15 protein-coding genes and 1 pseudogene are annotated in these 21,722 nt (G+C 36.8%); 5 read left to right on the forward strand and 11 right to left on the reverse strand.

Annotated features, from left to right (window positions below):
* Window positions 1-19 precede the first annotated feature (19 nt).
* Together thiE and thiC are read left to right on the forward strand one after the other, a co-directional pair.
* A pseudogene (thiE, locus tag CYTFE_RS25560) lies at window positions 20-536 on the forward strand (thiamine phosphate synthase).
* A gap of 101 nt (window positions 537-637) precedes the next feature.
* Window positions 638-1,912, forward strand: coding sequence for a phosphomethylpyrimidine synthase ThiC (gene thiC / locus CYTFE_RS0107765; protein ID WP_027471348.1), 1,275 nt, complete (start codon window positions 638-640; stop codon window positions 1,910-1,912).
* A gap of 120 nt (window positions 1,913-2,032) precedes the next feature.
* Here the strand turns inward: thiC and CYTFE_RS0107770 are convergent, their stop codons facing one another.
* The 6 genes from CYTFE_RS0107770 to CYTFE_RS0107800 all read right to left on the reverse strand — a co-directional run bounded on the left by CYTFE_RS0107770 (window position 2,033) and on the right by CYTFE_RS0107800 (window position 10,521).
* A complete protein-coding gene (locus CYTFE_RS0107770; RefSeq protein ID WP_027471349.1) occupies window positions 2,033-3,247 on the reverse strand; it encodes a DUF4857 domain-containing protein in 1,215 nt (404 codons plus the stop codon).
* Window positions 3,248-3,375: 128 nt separating this feature from the next.
* Window positions 3,376-4,047: a hypothetical protein gene (locus CYTFE_RS0107780; RefSeq protein WP_027471350.1), complete on the reverse strand. Its 672-nt coding sequence runs from the start codon at window positions 4,045-4,047 to the stop codon at window positions 3,376-3,378.
* Between the two features lie 3 nt (window positions 4,048-4,050).
* Window positions 4,051-4,935, reverse strand: a complete 885-nt coding sequence (locus CYTFE_RS0107785; protein ID WP_027471351.1) for an ABC transporter ATP-binding protein — start codon at window positions 4,933-4,935, stop codon at window positions 4,051-4,053.
* A gap of 5 nt (window positions 4,936-4,940) precedes the next feature.
* Window positions 4,941-6,452: a DUF6850 family outer membrane beta-barrel protein gene (locus CYTFE_RS0107790; protein ID WP_027471352.1), complete on the reverse strand. Its 1,512-nt coding sequence runs from the start codon at window positions 6,450-6,452 to the stop codon at window positions 4,941-4,943.
* Window positions 6,453-6,521: 69 nt separating this feature from the next.
* Window positions 6,522-7,760, reverse strand: coding sequence for a DUF4876 domain-containing protein (locus CYTFE_RS0107795; RefSeq protein WP_044262664.1), 1,239 nt, complete (start codon window positions 7,758-7,760; stop codon window positions 6,522-6,524).
* 7 nt (window positions 7,761-7,767) lie between these two features.
* Complete coding sequence (locus CYTFE_RS0107800; protein ID WP_027471354.1) at window positions 7,768-10,521, reverse strand: TonB-dependent receptor; 2,754 nt, start codon at window positions 10,519-10,521, stop codon at window positions 7,768-7,770.
* A 366-nt stretch (window positions 10,522-10,887) separates the two neighbouring features.
* Between CYTFE_RS0107800 and CYTFE_RS25565 the strand changes: the two genes are divergently transcribed.
* The 3 genes from CYTFE_RS25565 (at window position 10,888) to CYTFE_RS0107815 (ending at window position 15,187) form a co-directional block, all read left to right on the forward strand.
* The gene (locus CYTFE_RS25565; protein WP_200871201.1) at window positions 10,888-11,337 is read left to right on the forward strand and encodes a DUF2023 family protein; all 450 of its coding nucleotides are present in this window, start codon (window positions 10,888-10,890) and stop codon (window positions 11,335-11,337) included.
* 205 nt (window positions 11,338-11,542) lie between these two features.
* A complete protein-coding gene (locus tag CYTFE_RS0107810; RefSeq protein ID WP_052343075.1) occupies window positions 11,543-13,885 on the forward strand; it encodes a TonB-dependent receptor plug domain-containing protein in 2,343 nt (780 codons plus the stop codon).
* Window positions 13,886-13,906: 21 nt separating this feature from the next.
* On the forward strand, window positions 13,907-15,187 hold the full coding sequence (locus tag CYTFE_RS0107815; RefSeq protein WP_027471356.1) for a DUF4374 domain-containing protein: 1,281 nt from the start codon (window positions 13,907-13,909) through the stop codon (window positions 15,185-15,187).
* A gap of 437 nt (window positions 15,188-15,624) precedes the next feature.
* On the opposite strand, the gene CYTFE_RS25570 is transcribed toward CYTFE_RS0107815, so the two are convergent.
* The 5 genes from CYTFE_RS25570 to CYTFE_RS0107840 all read right to left on the reverse strand — a co-directional run bounded on the left by CYTFE_RS25570 (window position 15,625) and on the right by CYTFE_RS0107840 (window position 21,470).
* Window positions 15,625-16,761: a PepSY-associated TM helix domain-containing protein gene (locus CYTFE_RS25570; protein ID WP_052343076.1), complete on the reverse strand. Its 1,137-nt coding sequence runs from the start codon at window positions 16,759-16,761 to the stop codon at window positions 15,625-15,627.
* A 19-nt stretch (window positions 16,762-16,780) separates the two neighbouring features.
* Window positions 16,781-17,950 (reverse strand): alpha/beta hydrolase-fold protein, encoded by a 1,170-nt coding sequence (locus CYTFE_RS0107825; RefSeq protein WP_027471357.1) that lies wholly within the window; start codon window positions 17,948-17,950, stop codon window positions 16,781-16,783.
* Between the two features lie 164 nt (window positions 17,951-18,114).
* On the reverse strand, window positions 18,115-19,515 hold the full coding sequence (locus CYTFE_RS0107830) for an alkaline phosphatase (RefSeq protein ID WP_027471358.1): 1,401 nt from the start codon (window positions 19,513-19,515) through the stop codon (window positions 18,115-18,117).
* Between the two features lie 586 nt (window positions 19,516-20,101).
* The gene (locus CYTFE_RS28560; protein WP_052343077.1) at window positions 20,102-20,710 is read right to left on the reverse strand and encodes a response regulator transcription factor; all 609 of its coding nucleotides are present in this window, start codon (window positions 20,708-20,710) and stop codon (window positions 20,102-20,104) included.
* A complete protein-coding gene (locus CYTFE_RS0107840) occupies window positions 20,694-21,470 on the reverse strand; it encodes a hemerythrin domain-containing protein (protein WP_027471359.1) in 777 nt (258 codons plus the stop codon). Before CYTFE_RS0107840 ends, CYTFE_RS28560 begins: the two co-directional genes overlap by 17 nt.
* Window positions 21,471-21,722 lie beyond the last annotated feature (252 nt).

The following is a 21,722-nucleotide window of genomic DNA, read 5'->3' on the forward strand; positions in this document are numbered from 1 at the left end:
TGTTTTACATGGTGTAAAAATGCTTCAGTTACGCGAAAAACACCTTAGTGACAAAGAACTCATTAAGATTGGAAAGGAGATCAAAAGCATCACAAAAAATAGCTCTACCAATTTTGTAATAAACGACAGACCGGATATAGCCGCTATTTGCGATGCTGACTTCCTACACTTAGGACAAGACGATATACCTATTAATGATGCCCGAAGTATTGTGGGCAATATGAAAATAGGCATATCCACCCATTCTATTGAGCAAGCTAAAGAAGCATTGAAACACCATCCTGACTACATCGGGTTTGGTCCAATTTTTCCAACCAACGCCAAGGCCATTCCTGATCCCCCCCGTGGGTACAGAACAACTTCAAAAAGTATTGCGTTTTGCCAACGTACCAGTGGTTGCCATAGGTGGTATTTTTCTAGAAAACATAGAGCAGGTGACAAAAGCTGGCGCAAAAAACATAGCTATGGTTCGCCACTTTATGCAAAGCACAAAATTCGATGAACAAATTGAAAATGTAAACAAACTATTAAAATAAACAAAATTAAACGGTCATGGATCGAACTTTCAATTGTACCTCTGGGACCCAAATAAATTCAAAACTACACTTACCTTTTAATTTTGTTAAACTATATGCAGATGAAAACACAAATAGAAAGTGCCAAAGAAGGTATTATAACGCCGCAAATGTACGAAGTGGCACAAAAAGAACAGGTAGATACTGAGTGGATTAGAAATGAAGTGGCATACGGGCACATTGTTATTCCCAAAAACAAGCACCATGATTTTCCGGTACGGGCCATCGGAAAAGGCTTAAGCACAAAGGTAAATGCCAATCTAGGGACATCCGAAAAGCATTGCCAATTGCATGAAGAGCTTGAAAAAATGGGTATTGCCATAAAATATGGAGCCGATGCCATTATGGATTTATCTACAGGAGGTAATATCCATCAGATATTAAAACAAATTATTTCACAATCAACGGTAATGGTAGGTACAGTACCTATTTATGGTATGGCAACCCGTTTATTATCGGAAGGAAAGAAAATTGCCCAACTTGATCCGGAAGAATTATTTCAAGAAATAGAACTTCAAGCCCAGATGGGTGTTGATTTTATGACACTTCATTGTGGAATAACCCAATATTCTCTTTCATTTTTAGATAATGACGAAAGAGTATGCGGCATCGTCAGTCGGGGTGGCGCACTACTAAAACGATGGATGGTTGATAACAATAAAGAAAATCCTCTATATGAGCAGTACGACAGGATTCTTGAGATATGCCGTAAATATGATGTAACTATCAGTTTAGGTGATGGATTGCGTCCGGGCTGCGGAGCAGATGCTTCAGACAGAGGACAAATAGCTGAATTATTGACCCTCGGCAAATTAGTGGATAGAGCCAGAGAAAAGGGTGTACAAGTAATGGTGGAAGGTCCTGGTCATATGCCTATGGATCAGATTGAAAGTAACATGAGATTCATGAAGAAGATTTGTCATGAGGCCCCCTTGTATGTTCTGGGCCCCTTAGTTACCGATTCCGCCCCTGGATATGATCATATCGTTGGTGCCATTGGAGGTACCATGGCTGCCATTCATGGTGCAGATTTTTTATGCTATGTTACACCTGCCGAGCACCTATGTCTTCCTAATGCGCATGATGTAAAAGAAGGCGTGATGGCAAGTAAAATAGCAGCCCACAGCGCTGACATAGTAAACAATATCAATGGCAGCAAGCAACGTGACTACACAATATCAAAAGCACGTAGGGAATTGGACTGGGATACCATATTTAAAAATGCACTTGATCCTGAACTGGCACAAAAAAGAAAAATGGAATCGGAGAGTAGTGAAGAAGATCATTGTACCATGTGTGGCAATTTATGCGCCGTAAAAAACGATCAAAACATCTAAAAAACATTGTATATAAGGGTTTATTCTCTCATATAAAGAAAAGGAGAATAAACCCTACGCTTTGACAAGCTAGCATACTTTCGAAGACGGCTTAAAAAAGCTACGTGTTATATACTCCGTCTATTCCTTCAATAACAAACAAACAATAAAACCAAAAACGCCGGTGCCCCCTATCCAAAGCAAATAAGGCATCAAATTTTGTGCATCCTTTTGTCTAAAATAAAGCCAAAAAATGAAGGCTAAAACAAAATTTACGACCAACACCCACAATTCAGCAAACTGTATACATGGTTTTACAAACTCACTATACCCAGATAAAAAAGTAATTTGAAAAGGAAAAACGTAACTTAAAACCACTTCCGTTTCCTGCGGTCTAAGTAGACTGATACTATCGACTACATTTTTGGATATGGCCTCAAGTGCCAGACATTCTTTCCCCTTGTCTGAAACCACGTTCGTCATCCAGAAAAATGGATTAGCCATGACAATTAAGCGATCCTTTTCGGCATTAAAAACAGGGGTTTTTATGAGTTGGAGTTCATAATTATTGGTGGTAATAAGATAAACCCTGTCTTTCTTATCAAACAAAAAACCATAATGACTTTTATCCTGAGGTTCACGAACTGTAATATGTAATGGCTGAATATCAGCAGGTATATTTATATTTTTAACAAAAGGTTTTCCATTCACCATCTTCAAGTGAAAAATACGATCCTTCGCATCCAACACAAAGTACCCTTCATCATATAATTTTCGAAGCGTTGGATTACCAAAAAGCTTTTTAGCCGGAAAAGCAAAGCCAACACCCTCAAATGCTTGCATAAAAAGTTGACTTTTTTTTATATTAATCTCATTCGTTTCCGGATTTATAAACTCTATTTTGTTTTTAATACGAAAAACATCTCCAGGCATCTCCAGCTTTACCCTTCCCGAAAATGATTCAAACAAAGTATAAATAGGAATAGCAGGTGTACTAATTTCTACCGGGTTATATTTTAAAAAAAACGTTCCGCGACTTATATCCTGCACAGTCACTGCTTGACCATTTATACTATCCGGAAACCTATTGTCTTTAAACAATTGTTTCGCATAAAACAATGGTAAAATACTATCAAATTCAGATTCAGAATATTCTTTTCCTGTTTTTAAGTTTCGTCCAAAAAAACCTTGACCTCCATCATTATAGTCCATGGTACAAAAAGCATTCTCTACCGAGCTATAGTAAGTAAAAACATTACGAGCTGACTGATCGCTTACCATATGGTACAACAATGGCAAAAACCAAGCCAACAGCATGGTACACAATACAATGATCGAATATTTAATAATTTTCATACACTCTAATTAATTTAGCAAAATCCCAATTACCGGTACAAATTATATCCACGATCACATGTGCCGGACAATTTACTTGATCCATGCCGATTTCATATGTGATAAAATGACTTGTTTCACGCATAAACCTAATCTATATTACCATTTTTAAACCGATGAACCGATAATAAACTCAAAGGAAATAATAATATTGCAATACATACTACAAGCCATAGCATGGGTACCATAGCCCCTGGCATAAACGAAAGAAAATATAAACGAATGGTAGCAAAACCCATTATTGAATATATTATTCGCATTTTCCATGTTGGTTCTAGAGTAATACCTGCAACCAATAAGTACGATACCAAACCTGCCAAGTACCAAGGTATTACTGTCTGAAATGTCGACACCACAAATTCAGTTGGGAAATAACAGCAGGAAAAAATATACAAAGCGATGCATTGTACTAAAAATGTAAGCAGTAAAACACCTAAACCATACCCTAGCATTAGTTTAATAATGCTGGATTCTTTTAGAGGTAGGTGCAAAGTCAATTTAATTCGTTTTTGTATAATCTCGGGTACAAACTGAGCTACAGACATACCTATACCTGTGATTACCGGAAAATATTTGATATCCCTAAATAAAAATTGTTTCCGGTTGACAATAATATCCCACAGGTGTTCCATTCCGGCAAAACGAAAGGAACGACCAACAGATATAAATATATAAATCATCAGTAGAACTCCGGTTAATAAAATTCCCATGGAAATAAACCTTGTTTTTTTCCATTCCTTGTATATGAGTGCTTTTTTCATGAACTAGTATTTTCCCGTTAGCCCAATAAAAGCCTCTTCTAAAGTGAGGTTTTCTTCTATCATATTATCTGCTAAAATATTTTTAGAAGAGAACATTTCCAAGAGTTCTTCTTTTTTTAACATTGAATATAGTTCTGTATTTTCTTTAATGGTAACTGGATGAAAGATTCCATCCACTCCATTTAGTTTTTCCACATCTACCGATTTAAGTCGATAACGTTTAAAGTTCGACAACAATTCCTTCACTGGCCTTTGCAATATAATACCTCCGTAATCCATGATCATACAATCATCAATTAAACGTTCCATATCCTGAATAATATGCGAAGTAACAAACACGGTTTTATTTTCAGCCCTGGCATATTCACTGAGGTAATCCACGAACAGCACACGATACCCGGGATCAAGTCCCATGGAAAAGTCATCCAATATCAAGAGCTCTGCGTCCTGCGCCAGTATCAGTCCCAACGCCACCTGAGAACGCTGTCCACATGACATTTGCGAGAGCTTCTGCTTATGGTCAATTTTCAGCATCTTCATTAATTCCCAATAGGCTTCTTTTTTCCATTGGGGATAAAAGGCGGCATAAAATTTTTCTATTTCAGCAATATTCATAAAAGGGTACTGCACATGTCCTTCAATGAGCAAGCCAACTTTTTGTTTGGTTGCTGGAGATAAGTTAGCCGAGTTTTCTCCAAACACAAGACATTCTCCACTGCGCGGTTTCAGGTAACCGTTTAATATATTAATAGTAGTTGTTTTTCCAGTGCCATTCTTTCCCAATAGTCCTAATATACGACCTTGTGGAATCTCAAAGTTTAAGTTCTCATAGATACAGCGATTGCCGTAATAGTGAGTTAGATTTTTACATTGTACGATTGCTTGCATATTTTCTATAATGTGAATCCAATAGCCAGATGAAATGCTGAAAAAGGTAAATCAATATCATATATTTCGTAACAATAAATAGCTTTAATATAAAGTCCGCTAGATCCATCTAAATCCTTATCATAGCGAATTTCTGGTGATAACAATATTTTTTTGCTTGTTAGATACTTATAATTAGGTATCACAAAAGTTTCATTCGCTGTTGGTGCAACAGAGGTACTTGTTTCCAAATCCTTATCTAAATAATACGAGAATATAGTGGATAATTGAGCACTTAAACCAGAAGTATTCATTCTATAATTAAAACCACCATTTAATTTCGTTTGAATAACGCTATATCTCTGAAAAGAAGGAGCTGTAACCAAAGAAATCAAGTGCGTCTCATCATATTTTATATAACCAGCATCCATATCTACGAACCATTGTCTTTTTTCAAGGGGTTGAAACATCATTATCCCAGATAGACCAACTTGATAATTATCTAAAGAATATTTTTTAAGATTGCTGACTAATATACCAGAATTATTATAATTATATTCAGTTCCGTTATTTGATTTTAGTGTCACATACATTTTTAACCTTATATCCTTTAAGTTATCCGATAATAGGTATCCAAGTTCAGAATGATATTGATGAGAATTAAGTTGGTTGACAATATTATTTGAAGTATCTAATTGCTTCAGCGTTGAATAACAGAAATCAGCAGTTGCAAACCATCCTTTATTATTAGCTGGAAATAATTGAATACCTAAACTACCTTGCTCTATCTTATATTTATTTTGGGGTCTATCATTGGCAGTTATTACTGTGGAGTAACGATCATCAAGTGCACCTAACCCTCTCATGTAAAACATCTTACTTCCACCACCCGATCGATAGATCTCAACAATTTGCTCTTGCTTATAACCGCCATACTTTAAATGTAATCCTAACCGTTGCTTACCAACAGGCAAGGTAGCTCCCATAGAAATTTTTAAATCTGATATAGTAGATTTGGGTCTCGGATCCAGTTTTCGATATTCCAGTCCGGAACGATAGTGAGCCTCACCCCCAATACTTAGTTTATTGAATTGCACAGCATAACCACCATTAAAATAGTAATGCTCTCCATAAGAAGTTCGAACAATAGTATCGGCAACTATATATGGATATACCAATAATGGATCTGCCACATTGCTCCACTTAATACCTTCTATTTGTTCATTTTTATAGGCTGCGCTACCCCATAAAACTTCTTTTTTCTTTTTTAATAAAGATTGGGCATGAAACAAATAAGTAGTATGTGCATTTCCTGTTTGGATATGATACAAGCCTTTTGCTTTATCTTTTTCCCATTGTAACGATACATCAGAAAATGAGCTATCTGGATGAAAAAAATAAAAAGAAGGATTATTTAGCATGGATGCCATATAACTCTTTAATTCTTTTGTAAAATAGTTCTGACCAGTGACACTACTTTGGCCAATGGCAAAAGAACCAATCAATATGGATAGTAAAAGAAATGTTATACGCATCATTATCTGGTAAAGAAAAGTAGATGACCTGCCTTCTACAGCAAGTCATCTCTATATTACATTATAAATTCATTATTTATCTTCTATTGTTCCAGGAGAAGGTTCTGCTGTGGGAATGAAGTCAAAGGCAGAATCGTTTGTATCCAACAACACCTTACGTCCGTCACTCTCTACCCTATCCACCTTACGCTTAACAGACTTACCATAACGTGCATCATCACCATCTCCACAATGTGTCCAACTTATATCCAATGAAGGATTCATTATTTTCCATTCAAAACTAGAAGGGGTACTGCACTCAACAGCATCAATAATATACTCATTAGGTACCTTCCAACAGGCACCGCTTCTGTCATAAACATTATCATTAACAATCAACTGATAATCATAGCTATAATCATATTCCTCAACAAAAGTTTCAGGACTTATGTCGTCCATTTTAAATAAAAAATAAGAGGTAAATCCACGGTTGTGCATTGTCCAGGAAGACTTTGATGTAGAAGCCATCTTTACCATATTGGGAACAGTAGGTACATCAGAGTCATAATCGGGTCCATCGTACCATTCGAAATCCGCATGCGATAAATCAAATGAATTAACATTTTCACTAGTATGATCAAGTGCTAAATCACACAATAAAAAAGTCTCACCCGGTTTTACAAGATGCTCTGTACCATTTCCTGGTATTTTATAAATATGCCCAACAACTGCATGTGTTGAGGTTTCATCTGGCGATAATCCAGTCACAAACGTAGAAGTCTTAAACCCAGACTCAGCAATACACAGACCATCCGCATATAAATCCTCTGAAGAGTTGTTATATATCTCTATATAAGCATCCTCTGAATAATTTTTACCTTCTGGTGTTAAACTCCCACTAAAAAAGATTTCGGAGATGACAAATCCAGAGCTTTGCATCACCAAAAACAAATCTAGATTGACTGTTTGATTGGCTCCTCCAAATTCATAATTCTCCTCTAAAGCACGCACCTGAGCGGTCTGATTCGATTCTACACCCATCGCATCAAATGTGGAGTAAGAAACATTCCCTTCTAATTCAATATGGTAAAGTCCGTATTCTAAATTTAATGCAGGCACCGCCATCGATGTTAAGTTCAAGACTGTCTCATAACCAGAGTTGACATTTGTAAGGGTTAAAGTACCGGATTGAAATACAGGACTTTTATCTCCTAAATTTGTTGGATAAGTAATGGTTACCTCAACCTCAGATATGTCTTTACTGTCGTCTTCACAGGCAGTAAAAATTCCCAAAAACAAAAGTGATAATCCAAAAAGTAATTTTTTCATCATTATTTATTTATAGTTTTATATTTAGTTCCATTCCAAAATAAGGATTTGCATAACGACTGATAGTAAAGCCTTCGGCTTGTGAATAATCAGGTGCATAATACAATAGCCTATTCACATAAAATGCTAGTTTCATGCGCTTACCAATTAACTTGGTGACTTTTAAGTTCAACGTCCCTTCATAGGGGATGCGGTTATTTTTAAATGTATTGTCTTCATCATATAAAAAACCCAATATGGGGTCATCTTTATAGGCAGGCAGATAGGGATGTGCAACCTGGTCGTAGCTATAATAATATTCAGGCATACCATCATAATCATTATATTTACGGTCGGTAAACCACATGTTTTGAACTGTGATAGAAAATATCAAGCCCAGTTCTTCCATTTGTGTATCAAAGCGTATGTTGGTATTAAATTGTTTATAAGTCTTGCCGTCATCCCACAAGTAATAACCATAATAAGGGTAATCCTTATCTCCTAGCACAACCTGAGGAACTACGTATCGCCCTTGGCTGAGTTCATACTTGTTGTACAAATAGGCTCCATTTATGGATACCCGTGACTGAATAGCCTCCATACGACCAAGATCTAGCTGGTACTCTATTCCTTTTTTTATTTCCCTTGCGCCATTGGTATACTTTGAATACTTTTCAAACACTTGTCGCTCTTCATAATCAAACATATCAACAGTTGGGGGCGCACTTAATGTGGCTGGATCCGGTCCACTGGACACATCATAAAGCTTATAATCGATGATGGCTATTTCTCGCTGTGACTTAAATCCTTTGTTGGATTCTTCATGGAATGCCAACACATGAAACTTCATTTTGTCCGTACTCAGTCTAAATCCCAACTCTTGCTTCCTATTTCTATTGGGCCGCAGATCGTCATTCACCACATCAATAATCTCTGTTTTGTATTGTATCTGTCGCAGATTCTCATTTTGCGAATAATAATTAAGCTGTACCTTATCTATATATTTTAAGGGGGGGTACAGATGCGTTAAAGCCGGAAATTTCGTCTGCCATCCAAATCCACCATTCAAGCTAAAGGTAACATCCTGATTAAATAAGTGGAAACCGGGAAACACCCACGCCGCGTTCAATCGTGGATCGAAATATGCCTTATTATTAATGTAATAGCCTTGATCCATATGCAAGGATGCGGAGGCACGAACCCCGGCCTTCACCTCCAAACGATGGCCTTTTATGGGAATTTCAAATTCATCTTCGATGTATACAGCCAACTTTTGCATGGCCGGTACATCTTTGGGTGCTCGTGTACGACCGGTTCCTGCGTAGAGTGGACGGGTGGCATCATATACCTCCCCTTCGCCAAAATTCTTGTCATAACCATAATTGGCTCCCACTAGAAGCTGTTGTTCCACACCCCCGATAAAAGCAACCATATGACCATTTACATAGGTCGAAAAATGAACGGGCTTACCTTCGTTTTTATAATTCGCCACATACGACCCGGGCAAATAGCTTCCATAGTATTCTCCCTCTTCAAGACTCGTAGTTATTGGTTGAAGCTTACCGGTTACTGCTCTGCTCACCTCCATTTCAGTATGTGTATAACTACCGGTAACACTAAATTCTAATTCTTTCAACCAGCTATTAAAAAAACGCGCATGAATCCTTCCTCCTCCTTGTAGCTTGTTATAGTCTTCTTCATAAGAATCCGTCTCTTCGTGGTCTATTTCAGGATCCAGTCTTTTTTCATCAAAGGAACCCGTATAATCCATATTACCCTGAATAACCACCAAGCGATTGTCTCCCTTTAACTGATTCTGGTACCGAAGCGAACCTGTCATGCGAGCATAGTTCTTCTTTGCATCTCTGGGATCATTTTGATAATTCAGATAATCCAAATTAAGATTAAGAGTCTGACTTTTAAACAAGTGCAAACCCTTACCCAAGGCAAAAAGCTTTGAACCAGGCTGTGCTTTATACCTGCCTTTCCAATCGCCTGCCTTATAATTTCTATTAATCAGAACCACTCCACTGGTCAAATCTCCATAACGAACCGAAGGGATGCCTCTGATAATCTCTATGGATTCAATATTATCAGTGGATAACATACGCATATCAATACCCTTACCAGTTGTATTCGTTTGATGAATATCCAGATCTGTCCCCTCGCTATAACCAGTTATGTTTTGCATCTGGGCTTCATTTGAAACCAGCTGACCATCCACCATAAAAGACGTTCCAAAGGATGAATTATAATCATACTGGGTATCTATCGATTGTATAGCGGCCTTTACCTCACGTAATGCGATCAACTGCATACCTGTGAGATCTATATCTGACGAGGTTCCCCCGGGTAATAACTCCATTACATCTGCCAGACTGGTTGGCTGTAGGTGAGTCAAAGCGTCTTTACTTATGACAGAACTTGTTTCTAAACTTTGCTTCTCCTCGGCTATCACAGATATTTCTTCAATATTTTGCATGGCTGGCTCTAGGCAAACGCTTAGCTGATTATCCTGCGCTTGCACCAAATAAGTAACCGAAGTGGATGAATAGCCAATACTAGATACCTGAACCACTAACGTATCTCCCACCTTGGCTTTCAACTGAAAAAAACCTTCTGTATCCGTAGCCGTTCCTTGACGAAGAGTGGGTGATAAAACACTGGCAAAAGAAATAGGTGCATGAACAGTACAATCCTCCACGTAGCCCCTAATAATTATTTGACCCGTTAAAAATTGAACCATCGACAACAAGAAAGCACCTAGTATTACTTTTAACCCCATTCGTTGAACTTTTCAACAAAAGTATTCCGCGATAGCTTCGAAAACAATCATAAATAATAATGAAATAGCAACATCAAAAATTCCTCTGCACAAAAAAAATGCTGCAATATGACTTATCCCATTCTCGTATATGTAACAGGTTATCCGAATAGAAAGCCTTTATATTCGATCAAAACAAAAGAAACCTATCCCAACATATAGCTAAACAAAAATAATGAAGCAGCATATCCTTATACTTTGATGGGTAACCACTCTTGCGCCAGAAAGTGTCATAAACACTTTACTATTTTCAGATTCATAACATATAGCTATTGCAACACCTCGTGTTTAAAAGTTACTTTACAGCATCATTCAAACCATACAAAGATGAATCGTAGTACTTCTTTAAAATTAGGTATTGACAACTCTGATAGGATGAGGGTTACGTGTGCAGAATATAAAAGTGCAGAAATGCAAATTCTAATGCATCATGTATATGAATACAAAAAAGGCTTGCGAAATTTAGTGTTGCATACCATGCATATGAAAGAACAATACAAGACAGAAGAACTATTAAAAAGAAGAGGAATTAGTTTTATTACACAGGCACTTAGCTCTAGTAAGATAAATGTATTTTTTGGAGACAGTAAATGTGTAAGTATTATAAAATCATTTGGAAACAAAAACCTTAATGAGTTCAGCGACGAAGAAGATTTTATATTAGGAACTATGCTTGGTTACGACCGCATGCAACAATGTGAACGTTTTTTAAAACGTAAAGAGCTTCAAAGCAAAGCTTTGTTTTGTCACATGAACTCCACAAAAAGTCATTCATAGAATATAAATCTTTGACATTTATATATAGTAATGAAGGAAAAAAGGTGTTGGACTGAATATTTAGCCATTTTCAAAATAAACCAACACCTTTTTATTCTCTACAAAGTCAGTAAAGACGATTCCTAAAATCATAAAATATAAGGATTGATAAGGAGTAAGACCTTAGTAAATTTGCCGTTAGTTTTTATTTATTCTAATTAAACAAATGAAGCTCACAATCACTTTACTCCTATTTATCGTTTCATGCTCCATCATCAATGGTCAACAAGTCACTATTCAAGGCAACATTATCGACGAAAGCGGATTGCCCTTAACAGGCGCAACAGTACACCAAAAATACACGAATAATGCCACCACATCCAACAACAATGGCTATTACAGGTTAACCGTCAATACCACCAGGCAGAGCTCCCTTGTTTATTCAATGGTAGGATGTCTGCCCAAGGAAATTATCATCGAAGCAAGTAGCAATAGCCCTTTGAAATATGATGTCGTGTTGGAAGCAGATCCAGCAACGACACTAAACGAAACAGTAGTTATTGCAAAATCAAATATACGACTCGTGGAAGAAACTGGCTTTAATGTAGTGGCCATTGACGCAAAGCCCTACCATAATTCAGCCATCAATCTTACAGAGTTATTAAACCAGACTCCCGGTGTCAAGATAAACCAAGTGGGTGGACTGGGCTCTAAAACCAATGTCACCATAAACGGACTCAGTGGCAACCACGTTCGTTTCTTTATTGATGGCATGCCCATGGATGCCATGAGTTCTTCATTCCAAATCAATAACTTACCTGTAAATATGGCAGAACGCATAGAAGTTTATAAAGGTGTAGTACCCGTTAACTTTGGTTCCGATGCTTTGGGAGGAGCTGTCAATATTGTTACAAAAAAAACACCGGGCTCCTATCTCGATGCCTCTTATTCTTATGGTTCATTCAATACACATTTAAGTTATATTAATGCGGGTCATACCTCCGAAAATGGTTTCACCATACAACTCAATGCCTACCAAAACTACTCCGACAACAGTTATTATGTAGACGATGTCAGTGTGCTTGACTTTGAAACCAACCTATATACCTCCCCACAAAGAGTAAAGCGTTTTCATGATACTTATCACAACGAAACTGTCATATTAAAAACAGGGATCGTAAATAAACCTTTTGCAGACCAGCTATTATTGGGTTTTACATTAGGACAAGAATATAAAGAAATTCAACATCCTGCTTACATCAACCCTGTATATGGCGATAAGGTGTATACCTCCAACACCATCATGCCGTCATTTTTATATTCAAAAGATGACCTATTAATCGAACATCTTGATATAAACCTTGCCGCTAACTACAACTTTGGAGAAGGGCATAACCTAGACACAGCGTATTGGCAATATAATTGGTTAGGACAACGCAGAGAATCTCCTTCTAAGGGAGAAGTCTCCGCATCCGACTACCGTTATAACGACCATAATGGAACCATCAATGCCTGCTTCAATTACGAACCTATTTCGGGCCAACGCATCACCATTAATAATGTGACCAATCTCTTTTCGCGAAAAGGTGATGACATACTGGATACGGATGATAAAACCAATCAACATCCTAGAGAAAACAACCGAAACATTCTGGGTATAGGCCTGGGCAGTGACTTTGGAGACAAGATGAGTACCTCCCTATTTGCCAAGCGATATTCTTATCATTCATCAGCCTATATAAATGTCAATTATGCCGATGTAGAAGACTATCAGATGGTATCTTTAAGCGATTCTAAATGGGGTTATGGTTTTACTTTTACCTATTTTTTAAAGCCTGATATTCAACTAAAAGCCAACTATGAGTTGACATGCCGAATGCCTGAGAGCCAGGAACTATTTGGGCAGGTATTTACTAGTTACACGACTAACTTTAGTCTTAAACCTGAATCCAGCAATAACTTAAACTTGGGTATTCACTTAAATAAACCATTGAAACAAAATAACTTTTTTAGTGCTGACATCAACCTTTTTTACCGAAGAACCAACGATTTTATTAAACGCGTTGTAACTGTTACATCCGATGAATCTCACGAAAACATTTCATTGGTTAGAACGCCTGGTATTGATGCTGAATTGCGCTATTCCCATGGCAACCAGTTTACTTTCGGCACCAATATTTCATATCAAAGACCCATGAAGTATGATCCTAAAAACGATCCTACTCAAATAAATGCACTCGTACCCAACGAACCCAACTTCTTTGGAAACGCCGATGCAGGTTATTTTTTAAACGATTTATGGCTTAAAGATAGCAAATTGACCATTCGCTATCATTTGCAATTTATTTACGAATTTCTCAACGAATGGAATACGTATGAGTCGGCTGCCAAAAATCCTACCCAGTGGAGTCATGGTATCGGCATGGTGTATTCCTGGAAAAAAGGCAAATACAATTTATCCTTAGATGGTAAGAACATATTGGATGCCAAGTTATACGACAATTTCAGTCTGCAAAAACCTGGTCGTAATTTCTCTGTCAAGTTCAGGTATTTTTTCAAGAAAATTTAATTAATAATAAATAAGACGATTATGAAAACAAAACATTCTTTTTCTAAATTATTCTTTGCTGTACTAATTTCAGCACTCTCATTCACATCCTGTGATGATGACAACGACAATACTATCATAGATCCAGATGACAACTACGAAAGCAAATATATTGTAGTAGGGTCATCAGGCGAGAACGACTACCTGGTGACGGGAACCAGTGTAGAAACAGATAGTATCTTTGACGCAACTTCAGCAGATGCGTTGCAATCTGCGGGCAGTAGCTTTTGGTCCTTTGTCGGTAACAAAGTAGCTTATGGTTTCCTATACAATTCTACCGAAGCGGGTGTAACAGGGTCTTATATTTTAAACAGTGATGGTAATATTAAACAACGTAACGAATTAGGCTTAGAAGTTTCGGTACACACCAAAGGAATTGTAGGAGACAAACTTATTGTAGCTTATTCTGACAGACTTAGAGACACAACCGTAGCGAACAATGCATACTTTTACGAAATTGATCCAGAAACAGATGTTTCCACATTATATACCATTACCACCAATGATATGCTAGAAAATGGTGAGGCTGGTTATATTACAGATATAGCAGAATACGAAGGCTATATGATTGCCGGTGCACGTAGTATCAACTCTTCAAGCTTCACTTCCGAATACCTGAATAACACCTACGTGGTCGTATTCAATAACGATTACTCGGTGAAGCAAGTCATAAAAGATGAGGGCAGAACCGGATTTGTGGCAGGACAAAAATACTCTCAAGGATTAACAGGACTGGAAGTGATTGAAAACGGTGACTTGTATGTATTCTCCTCCGGACAAACCAATTATGTTGTTGCAGATTCGATTCTGGTGCCTTCTGGAATACTTAAGATCAATGCCGGCCATTTTGCATTTGATGAAGATTATTTTTTCAATATCACCGAAGCCTCTGGAGGCTATAACCTATACAGAAGTTATTATATGGGAGGAAGCACTTTTATATTGTCCATGTATCCGGGCATAGGCTCTAAGGCTACATTTGGCATTGATGCAGACCGTTTTGCCGTGGTGAACGTAGCCTCTGAAACCTTTACTTGGGTAAGTAATTTCGCCACTGCAAAAGGTATTGAAGATGATCCGTTTTTTGTGGGAGAACCATTTATTGATGCCGACAATGACCAATTGGTTGTTCCTGTAGTAAACTCTGATAATGAAAATTACTTATACACCATTCATCCGGAAACAGCAACAGCCACCAAGGGTGCAAAGGTTATAGCCGAAGGTGTTAGTGCCATAGGAAAGCTTACAAATCAGATCAATTAAAATAGAAAAAATATTTCTCATCCAAATTATGCACAATAACTCCGATCGTAATACCATTCGATCGGAGTTATTTTTATGTAGCCAAATAACGAAATAAATTTTGTCGCTCAGCGGAACTTATGGCCTTACCTTCAAAAAGGTGCTTTTGATTGATTCCACAACTATTCGTTTATTTAGTGATGCTCTTAAAGGACTAAAGGAGACAGAAAAAAGAAAGGTGGGCTTAAAGTACATATGCTCATTGATATAGTGCAATTAATTGGCAGGATTGTAGAAGTTACAACAGCTAAGATTCATGACAAAAACTTTCTCAATCATACGCACGCAGTATGACTTACCTTAATAGCCCAACTTTTAATGACTGTCATTCAAAAGAAGACGCAAACCAGGAAAGCATTTTCTATGGTCGCACCACTCATGAGAATAAGGTAGCTTATCTACAATTCTGAAAAAACACGCTTGTTCTTATTTATTTTTTTCCTTTTGTTGAGCCAAATAATAAAACCGGTAACTGGTAAACTAGATGCTATTAAACCTCCTAAAAAGGTAACTATTTTCCCAAACAAACCCATATAATTACCGAGATGAAGACTCCAATATACATCTTCAACTTTTTTATTGATTCTAAAGGCTCTTGGCAAATCAAATTTTTCTCCTGTATATTTATCATAGGCCACATACACTCCATCCATTGCACTTTTTATACCTATCTTGTTAGACATTTTTATCAACAAGTAATCCCACTGATCCATGCGAAAAGTTAATAATTGTAGTTGATTTTTGTGCGGATAGGTCTCAAATGCATCTTGAATAGCAACATCAATAGAAGCCTGTGATGATATTGTATCCTTGGGTGCTTGCACCATCAATGATTTCATTTCCAAGGCCGCATCACCACCAAAAAGGTTTTTGGTAAAAGCAGCAAAAGGTTTAAAAGCAATCAACAAACCTGTTATAACTAAAATAAAGGCAATGCCTGCACCATAAAAACCATAAACCTTATGTAAATCGAGATTAATACGCTTTAATGAGGCTGACCATTTAATGGTAAATGATGCTTTTTTATGCTTCTTATCCCACTTTTGAGGCCACCATAACACAATGCCCGATATTAAAGCAATCAGAAATAGTATACTTACTATGTCAATAATCCAAGGTCCTCCATCATGCCACAATAAAGAGTGGTGTAGATGTGCCAATACATAAAAGAAATAAATGGTCGCATCATCCTTTAAAATCTCACCTGTGTACTGGTCAATATAAACCATATGCAGGCCTTCTGTTTTGCTATAACTGTTAAACCTAATACTCCGGTGGGGATCCTTATAACAAACCATATAGCTGGGTTGCATCCGCTTAGGAAAGGCCTCTCGGACTATGTCTAGCAGTTTTTCGGTAGACAGCCTACTTTCTTTTACCTCATTTACATATCTGGCTTCGCCTGCCGATAAATCAATTATTTCGTCACTAAAAACAAAAATTGTACCTGTAATACAAACAAAAAATACCAGAGGAGCGGATATTAAGCCCAACCATAAATGGACCTTCGTCCACAATTCTTTAGAAATCATCATTAATATATTATAGTTATTATTATTTCAACAATTCAGGTATATCTATTTGGGGATAAAGTGATCTGGCCTCTTGAAATTTTTCTTTGGCTAACTGCAACTTGTTCATTTTTATATACAATTCTCCCAAGGCCTGATAAGAATAAGCGCTGTTAGGATAGTTATAAATGTTAAGTAATAGCAATTTTTCAGCACTCGCAAGTTCTTCGCGTAAAACACAGTAGTCTGCTATTTTCTTCACCAAACCTTCTGGTGGTTCTATCTTGAAGCAAATACTGTCACTTACCTGCCGATAATGTTCCATCAGCAAAGCCGGACGAATGGGTATTTCCTTTACTGGCAAGCAAATACCATCATAAATATAACGTACGGAATTATAGCTGGCTGGTAAAAAAATAGTTCCATGATTTTCTTTAGATAGATATTCAAAATGATAACGTAAGCCTCTATTGGCAAATGCTTCCAGGACTTCATTTTTATATGCTAAAATAGATTGTGAATGACGATAACGATCTTTTTCTTTGGTCTGATTGTATGCCATAGATAGGTATAAACACCTCCCTTGCAAATCGATCGTATCTTTTAACAAAAGTGCTGATTTATAAATAGATCTATCATCCCACCAAATACTCGGATCATGAACAACATAGCTATTGAAACACGTTGGTCGCTCCTGCAAGGCATACAGCGCAAAGAGTCCTCCAAACGAATGACCATTCAAGATTCGGTATCCATTGGTTCTATAGCTTCGATCCACGAAGGGAATCAATTCCTTTTCAATAAACTGCAAAAAATGGGCTGCTCCTCCACTGGTTTCATGTATCTTTTTACCTGAATGAATAACCGAGCTGTTAGTGGGTGTCATATCACGTGAACGGTCGTTATTCACAATACCCACAATAATCATCTCAGGCATATAATTGTACAAGCCTCCTGTTAAAGCCTCACGCACCGCTATCATGGAATGAAAATGAAAGGCAGGATCCAATAGATACATCACCGGGTAAAATGCCGGTGCACACAAGCTATCTTGGTACGATTGGGGTAAAGACACCCATAGGGTCCTGTTTTCATCGAGTATAGTGGAATGGAAATCAAGCTTATGCCCGACAATAATATCCTGTGCAAAAAAGTTATGAAATAGAAAGTAAAAAAAGAACAATAGGGAAACCCTTTTCAAAATGTGCCTCATCAAAACCTAAAATTTAAAAAATACAATTCAAACAACTGTATATATTAGCATTAAAGGTTCTAAAAATAACCTGACATCTTATAGGGTACAATACTTAAAAATGATGATTTACAAAAAGCAGGTGTGCGACACCTGCTTTACAAATCGTATATGGTAACGCAAAACTAAACCCGTACTCCAGCCGCCTGTAACATATAATTATGTAGGTCGGTATTTTTTACCAGAGGAGGCAATGCTTCTGTTTCGACACCATACATAGCTAATTCAACAAAATCGGCAGAATGGTTCATTCCTGACCAAAAAATAGAGATGTAATTTTCCTGAATTTCAGCCAATTGCTTAAAAGGAAGTTTATAGGAGTTATAGAGGCCTCCGTTATCAAACTTTGAATATGCTTTTAAAATTGTCTTAGCTTCCTCTTCTGAAATGGTATACCCATGTGCATAATTTATTCGCTCAACTACATTAGCGGGCGAATCTGTTTTTTTAATATTGTGCAATACCCACTCATTACTATGCTTGAAACTTTGTAACAAATCGAACTTTTGGTCCACTTTTGTACTTTTTATTAAACCAGGATTTGAATTACCATGATCGGTTGTTATAATCACCAAAGTATCATTTCTATTTTCAGCAAACTTAATAGCCACTTCTACAGCCTGGTCAAAGGCCAACTGATCGTACAACAATGCTCCGGCATCATTTCCATGTGCTGCCCAATCTACTCTACCTCCTTCTACTTGTAAAACAAAACCATTACTATTGTTTTGCATTAATGCAATGGCCTTCGAGGTCATATCGGCTAAGGAAGGAATCTTATTTTGTAATTCTTCATCTGAATGTTGATCCACAGAATAGGGCAATCCTCCTTCTGTAAAAACACCCAATGTAGGTTTTCCAGCTTGCAAGGCCGTCATCTGTGATTTCGTCTGTACTACGTTAAAACCCTTGTCTTTAAAATCACCCAATATATTTTTCTTATCATCTCTCTTGGTTCCATTAAAATATTCTAAACCTCCGCCCATCATTACATCAAAACCAAGTTCTAGATATTTATCGGCAATCTTATCCTGCATATTACGATGTTTCATATTAACCGAGAAACCGGCAGGAGTAGCATGCGTAATAGGTACTGTAGTAACGCAACCAACCGCTTTGCCTGCTGCTTTGAATTTTTGCAGGATAGGCTTATGGTTTTCTCCATTTTTCCCCACATTTAGAGAACCATTTTTAACACGTACTCCTCCTCCCCATGACGAACTGGCTGCCGCAGAATCTGTCACCAATGAGTCTGCCGAAGCTGTATCCATCAAAGCATGTCTCACTTTGTTTTGTCGATATAAATCCATCCATTGACTGCTTCTGCCTTCTTTTCGTTGCAATAATAAATCAGCCATCGTGGGCGTCCCAACACTCATGCCGTCACTAACCAAAAATATGATATTTTTGGCTTTGCCTTTAAATGGTTCTTTTTTAGCATCCACAACGGGTGTGCATCCGGTTGTTGCTAAAGCACCCCCCAGTGCAGCAAACACCCCTGTATTAAGAAAATCTCTACGTTTCATATACTCTATATTTAATTTTCAAAGACCATATGGAACTCGTCATAACCAATCATACACCTATGTATAAAACAATTACAATGACTCGTTTAATGTGAATAATTTTAGCAATACTTTCATTCCATTCAACCCGAATGCTGCATAAGAACTTCGTCATAAAAATTAAAAATGCCATCCATCTAGAACCTGTTAAAATGAAACAAGCACCGCTAGGGCGAATGGAAACAAATTAGTTAGCGACCTGATTGACAGTTGCTTTAATACTTAATAGATTCTCCAATGCATTATCCGTATTAAAATTTCCACCCAAGATTACAAATAAAAAAAGAGAGTAACGTTAAATAGCTATTATTTTTTTGCAGATATGAATGCTCTCCCCAAGTATCATCATTATTTTCTGGCAATCTACGTTTTTCAAGTATTGGCAAGATGACCTCCATAAGGGTGATGAAGGATTGCGGAGGATCACGAATAAAGACTGTTTTGATTCATGACTTTTCTGGCCATCATGTAAGAAGATAAAAAAAATGAGCAATAGCCATATGTTATGATTTAAAAACTCAGGCTATCCCCTCAAATAGAAAAAATACTAAAACTTCACATCATCCGGATAAATAATTTCGTTCATTATAGCATAAACAGTTAAACCTGCAATGGTTTTAATGCCTAACTTTTCTGTAATATTTTTCCGGTGCGTGATGACTGTATTAACACTGATAAACAAATTATCTGCAATCTGTTTATTGGAAAAACCCAAGGCAACATTTTTAAGTACATCGATCTCTCGTTCGCTTAAAATAGCAGATTGCTCTTCCGGTTTATCATCATCATCAGATTCAAAAAAGAATTCTTGCAGTTTATCTAAAACCTCTTTTTGGTTATCCGCGTGCAGTATAAACTTATTGCACGGACAGTTGGGTATAATAGCCTTACCTATAACCATTAACTTTATAGTGGGACAACAAGACTTTAACTCATGTATTCCTATGGCTGCATCTTTATCAAACACATCCTCTGAAAGTAAAGCATAATCCAAACAGGAATTTCCCATTAAAAAAGACTTTAATTGTCTCGTCCCACTAAATTCTTTTATTTCCGGTTCAATCCCAATGACACTTAATATCGTTTTTATACCTAACCTATACAGAAATTGTCGGGCAACAATACCTACTTGTATTTTCTTATCTGGCAATTCCATGAATATCAAGGTATTTTTGTTCTAACATTTTTACTTTGGGTACTAGCACTTTATCCTCAATCCTCGAGTGATTCTCTAAATCTTTTTCTAAGCGAAACAACTCTGTAAGTAATTTTTGACATAACTCCTTACATAGCACTGACGGTAAAAACTTAATAATCAAATTTTTTAAATCACTTAATTTTACTTCCAAACTATCATGTCCACGCTCGTACTCTTCTATCGATTCTTCTTTTATAACTCTAGAAATCTCTTCATCCCTTATTTTATTTTGAATACACTTTTCTAAATTAATGACATAAGGAAATACTTCTCCATCCTCTTTCTTTAAATGATGCAACAACTCATTTGTATATTCTTTGAAGAAGTCATTTAAAAGCTTAATATTCTTCAAATTACTATGGAATACCCCATTTTCCATGGCATCAATGTACCCTTGTATTTCCGGCACCTTTGTCTCTCTATAATATTTGTGGGTATTTGACAAATACTGGACTATATGCATCACGGAAAAATTCTGCAGTTGTTTTTTAGGGAAATACTCCTTGTTATGAAAGGAATTAACCATCTCCAAAAAAAACCACACATTGATGTTATATATGTCACAGACCTCACTCACTGTTTTGTTTCCGAAACCGAACTCAATACCAAAACGACCTATGATGGGTATGAGTGTATAATCTCGGTGAATGACATCGGCCATTTTGGTTTTAGAGGTGAAGGGTAAATTCTTGTTCATAGAATATTGTATTGTTTCCATCTATTATATTTTTACATTGAAAGCAAATTCTTTTCTTGCAAACAATATAAAAATAAAGGATATAAATTTATGTACTTTCGGAGGCATAAACAGTAACCTCCTTCTACCAAGCCAAAAGTAGGTATTAGCAAGAGAATTAGGAATCCCTAAAAATTATGATTTTAATGTCAAAAACTTTCTTTCTGCTTAATGATAAACTAGGTATTGATACAACGGACTTTTACAAATAAAGGTATTTAATGAGTTTTGAAG

The organism is Saccharicrinis fermentans DSM 9555 = JCM 21142 (assembly GCF_000517085.1).
Classification (GTDB): Bacteria; Bacteroidota; Bacteroidia; order Bacteroidales; family Marinilabiliaceae; genus Saccharicrinis; species Saccharicrinis fermentans.